At 63.8% G+C, this 3,741-nt stretch carries 3 protein-coding genes and 1 pseudogene; 2 read left to right on the top strand and 2 right to left on the bottom strand.

Going from position 1 to position 3,741, the window contains the following annotated elements; all coding sequences use genetic code 11:
• Positions 1–8 precede the first annotated feature (8 nt).
• Positions 9–659, top strand: coding sequence for an FMN-binding negative transcriptional regulator (locus EN984_RS25980; RefSeq protein WP_127268785.1), 651 nt, complete (start codon positions 9–11; stop codon positions 657–659).
• Between the two features lie 11 nt (positions 660–670).
• On the opposite strand, the gene EN984_RS25985 is transcribed toward EN984_RS25980, so the two are convergent.
• The gene (locus tag EN984_RS25985; RefSeq protein WP_245473102.1) at positions 671–1,420 is read right to left on the bottom strand and encodes a phosphatase PAP2 family protein; all 750 of its coding nucleotides are present in this window, start codon (positions 1,418–1,420) and stop codon (positions 671–673) included.
• A 126-nt stretch (positions 1,421–1,546) separates the two neighbouring features.
• The gene (locus tag EN984_RS25990) at positions 1,547–3,190 is read right to left on the bottom strand and encodes a glycosyltransferase family 39 protein (protein WP_127268787.1); all 1,644 of its coding nucleotides are present in this window, start codon (positions 3,188–3,190) and stop codon (positions 1,547–1,549) included.
• 288 nt (positions 3,191–3,478) lie between these two features.
• Between EN984_RS25990 and EN984_RS25995 the strand changes: the two are divergent.
• Positions 3,479–3,741: pseudogene (locus EN984_RS25995) on the top strand (tyrosine--tRNA ligase); the annotation flags it as partial.

Here is a 3,741-nt window from a genome sequence, read left to right on the forward strand (position 1 = left end):
GGACGGCGATGTACGAACCTCCTCATTTCAGGGAAACGCGGCCGGAAATCCTGCACGGGCTGATCCGGACGCATCCGCTGGGCCTGTTGGTTTCCAACGGGCCCGATGGGCCGGTCGCCAACGCTGTCCCGTTCCTGCTCGACGCGGAAATCGGGCCTAACGGCACGCTGCGCGCCCATCTGGCGCGGGCCAACCCGCAATGGCGCCTGTTGGCCGACAACCCGGCATCCCCCGTGCTGATCGTCTTCCAGGGCAGCGATGCCTATGTGACGCCGTCCTGGTACGAGACCAAGCGCGAGACCGGCAAGGTGGTGCCGACCTGGAATTACGCCATCGTGCAGGTTCGCGGCACCGTCAAGGTGATGGATGATCAGGACTGGCTGGCGCAGCAGATCGCCGATCTGACCATATCCCAGGAAGGCGCCCGCGCCGCACCCTGGGCGGTGACCGATGCGCCGGAGCCCTTCATCCAGTCGCAGATCAAGGGCATTATCGGGCTGGAAATCGAGATCAGCGAAATCCACGGCAAGTGGAAGGTCAGCCAGAACCGGCCGGTCGCCGATCGCGTCGGCGTTGCACAGGGGCTGGAAAGCGAAGACCACCAGTCGCCCGGCATGGCCGGCCTGGTCAGATCCTATGGCGGACTGGACGGCAACTGAACTTCGAATGCTCAGGCAGCCTTCCTTGTCGGTCCGATCAGCCGAAACGTTCTCTTGCGGACCGGCAGTCCCGACGGCATCGGCCGGAAAATGAAGCCGAGCCGGGCAAAGACCAGCCCGCAGGCGAGCGCGAAGCCGCAGCCAAGGCCGAAGCCGGCGACGGTGTCGCTGGGATAGTGCGCGCCAACGAAGATACGGGTCGAGGCGATACAAGCGGTGATCGCCAGGGCGATGTACCAGCGCCGCGGAAACAACAGCAAAGCGACCCCGAACACCGCGCCCATCGTCGTACCATGGCCGGACGGAAAGCCGGCGAAGCGCGCATCGAAAGCGAAGGGGTGCAGGGTCAGCACGCCAAAGTCCTCGTAATAGAGGGGGCGAGCCCGGCCAATGGCATATTTCAGCACATTGACGGCGATCCCCGACAGGCCGGTGGCGCACAGCACCAGAAAAGCCAGGCAGGTCCAGTTGTAGAGCAGCATCAGCGAGCGCCGCGAGAGGCTTCGCCAATCCGTCAGGTTGGCGGCGACAAGCAGAAGCACTGAGGGAATGAGATACCAGCCACCCAGGCCGAACTGGGTGAAAAAGTCGGCAGTCCGGGCAAATCCCGCCGACCACTTGCCGTGAAGCATTCCGGCCGGGGTGTCGAGACGAACAAACGCTGCCGCCGTCAGCAAAACCCAGACCAGCACCCAGACCGACCACAAAACGTTCGGGTATCTGGCCGGGCGGGTGGCAAGGCGGCTTTTGGCGATCTGCATCGTATCGCGAAAATTGTCGAGCGACCGGCGCCCTACCCCAAGGAGCAGGCTCGAAACGGGCGGGCGTGATTTCACCAGCATAGGAAATTCGACCCCATTGTCGCCGTCATGGGCATCGGCGAGCCGTCACTGGGTTACACGATAGAGGCCGAGCGACAGCTTGTCTCCCGACGAATAGTTGAGGCCGTCGACCTCGGCAACGCGGTTCGCCGACTTGCCTTGCGCCGCCAGCAACCCATTCAGTTTCTGCTCGTCGCCGACCTGCGCCAGAGCCAGGGCGCAGGCAGGATCGCCGAGCAGATGCTTGGCGACGCCATCGACATCGGTCAGGACGGTCTTGGTGCCGACCAGGAACACCAGGCTCGGCTCGTGATATTCCGCCGAAGCGAGCACCGTGGTGTCGCAAGGCCTGTTGGCCTGGAACGCCGCCTCGATCGCCGGGCTCAGCCAGATCGGTTTCAGCGAAGGCGCGATGACGCCGAACAACAGTCCATAGGTGATGCCCGCGCAGACGGCGATTGTGCCGATGCGGGAGAGCGGCACTTGCAGCTGTCGCGAAAAAGCGAAATATCCTGCCGCCAGCGCCGCCGCGGCGGCCGGGATGCTCCACCAGGAGAAGGCGCCGGTGAGATAGATCGGCGCTCCGACGCAGACCGCCGCCAGGCCAAGGCTGACCACGGCAAGACCGAATGCGGTCGACCACCACAACCAATCCTGCCAGCGCCTGAGCGGCGCATTCGCCTCCTGGGGCGGCAAGGTCAACAGCCAACCGATCAGCAGCGCCATGCCGGGATAGGCCGGCAGGACATAGTGCGGCAGCTTGGTCGGGATCAGTTCGAACACCAGCCAGAACGGAATGTACCAGGCGAGGCAGAAACGCAGCCGCGGATCGTCGCGCAACCGGTTGAGGGCCTGCAGCCCGGCGCCAACCGCGATCAGACCGAACGGCCACATGAACAAGGAATAGGTCAGCATGTAGAAGCCCGGCGGCAGGCCGTGCGATTCCTCGCCCGAGGCGACCTTGGCCATCATGTCCTTGCCGACGGCATCACTGAGGAAGGCGCCGCCGCTCTTCCAAGTGATGAGGGCGACCCAGGGCAGCACGATGAACAGCACCAGGGCGACACCGCGCACGAGCTTCAGCTTCAGGAGCCAGCGCCAGTCGCGCTCGAAGGCAAACAGGGCGGCGACCGTCAGCACCGACAACAGCGGAGCCACCGGCCCCTTGATAAGGATTCCAAGGCCTTGAGCGGCCCAGAATATCCACGGCAGATGGGCCGCTACCGGTTCGTTGCGGCGCGATGCCAGATAGATCTGAGCGAGCGCGCCTTGCGCCGCCACGCAGCAGGCCAGCAGCATGGCGTCGGTCTTGGCGTCACGCCCCTCGAAGGCGGTGGCGAAGATCGCCGCCATCATCAGGCCGGCGGCGAGACCGGCATTGGCCCCGAACAGCTTGGTGCCTGTCCAGGCAATGCCGACGACGGCCAAGGCAATGCCAAGCATGGAGACGAGGCGGTAGACCCAGATCGGCGCCGCCGCCCCCTCGCCGCTCAGCGCCACGGCCGCCGATTGCAGCCAGTAGATGCCGATCGGCTTCTTGTAGCGCGAGGCATCCTGAAAACGGATGTCGACATAGTCGGAGGTTTCGACCATCTGCTTGGTGGCCTGGACAAAACGGGATTCGTCCCGGTCGACGGGTGGAAGGCTCGCCAGTCCGCTGAAAGTCATCAGCACGCTGAACAGAAAGAGAAAAAGATAGTTCCTGTTCATCGCGGAGCTTTCCGGATCTGATCTGCGGGATGGCCCCGTCGCGGCGCCTCAGGCCCTGCCCTGCGCGGCGCCTCAATACGCCAGCCCAAACGACGAAGCAAGGATTCGCAAATGCCATCCGCGCGGGCACCAAAACCGGAAACCACTTTTGCTGATCGCTGGACCTTTGTCTGGCGCACGATCAGTCGCAAAACCGGAAACCACTTTTGCTGATCGCGCTTGGATGCTAAACGCCCGCGTTCATGCACACCCGAGCCACGCTGGCCGGACGCTTTCGGGAAAGAAAAAATGCCTGCCTTCAAATCGGATTTCCTGCGCACGATGAGCGAGCGCGGTTTCATCCACCAGACTTCGGATGATGCCGGTCTCGACACTATCTTCGCCAAGGAAACGGTGACGGCCTATATCGGCTTCGACGCCACCGCCAAGAGCCTGCACGCCGGCTCGCTGATCCAGATCATGATGCTGCACTGGCTTCAGCAGACCGGTCACCGGCCGATCGCGCTGATGGGCGGCGGCACCTCGATGATCGGCGACCCGTCCTTCAAGGA

The sequence above is a fragment of the Mesorhizobium sp. M7A.F.Ca.CA.004.12.1.1 genome, assembly GCF_003997835.1.
Taxonomy (GTDB): Bacteria; Pseudomonadota; Alphaproteobacteria; order Rhizobiales; family Rhizobiaceae; genus Mesorhizobium.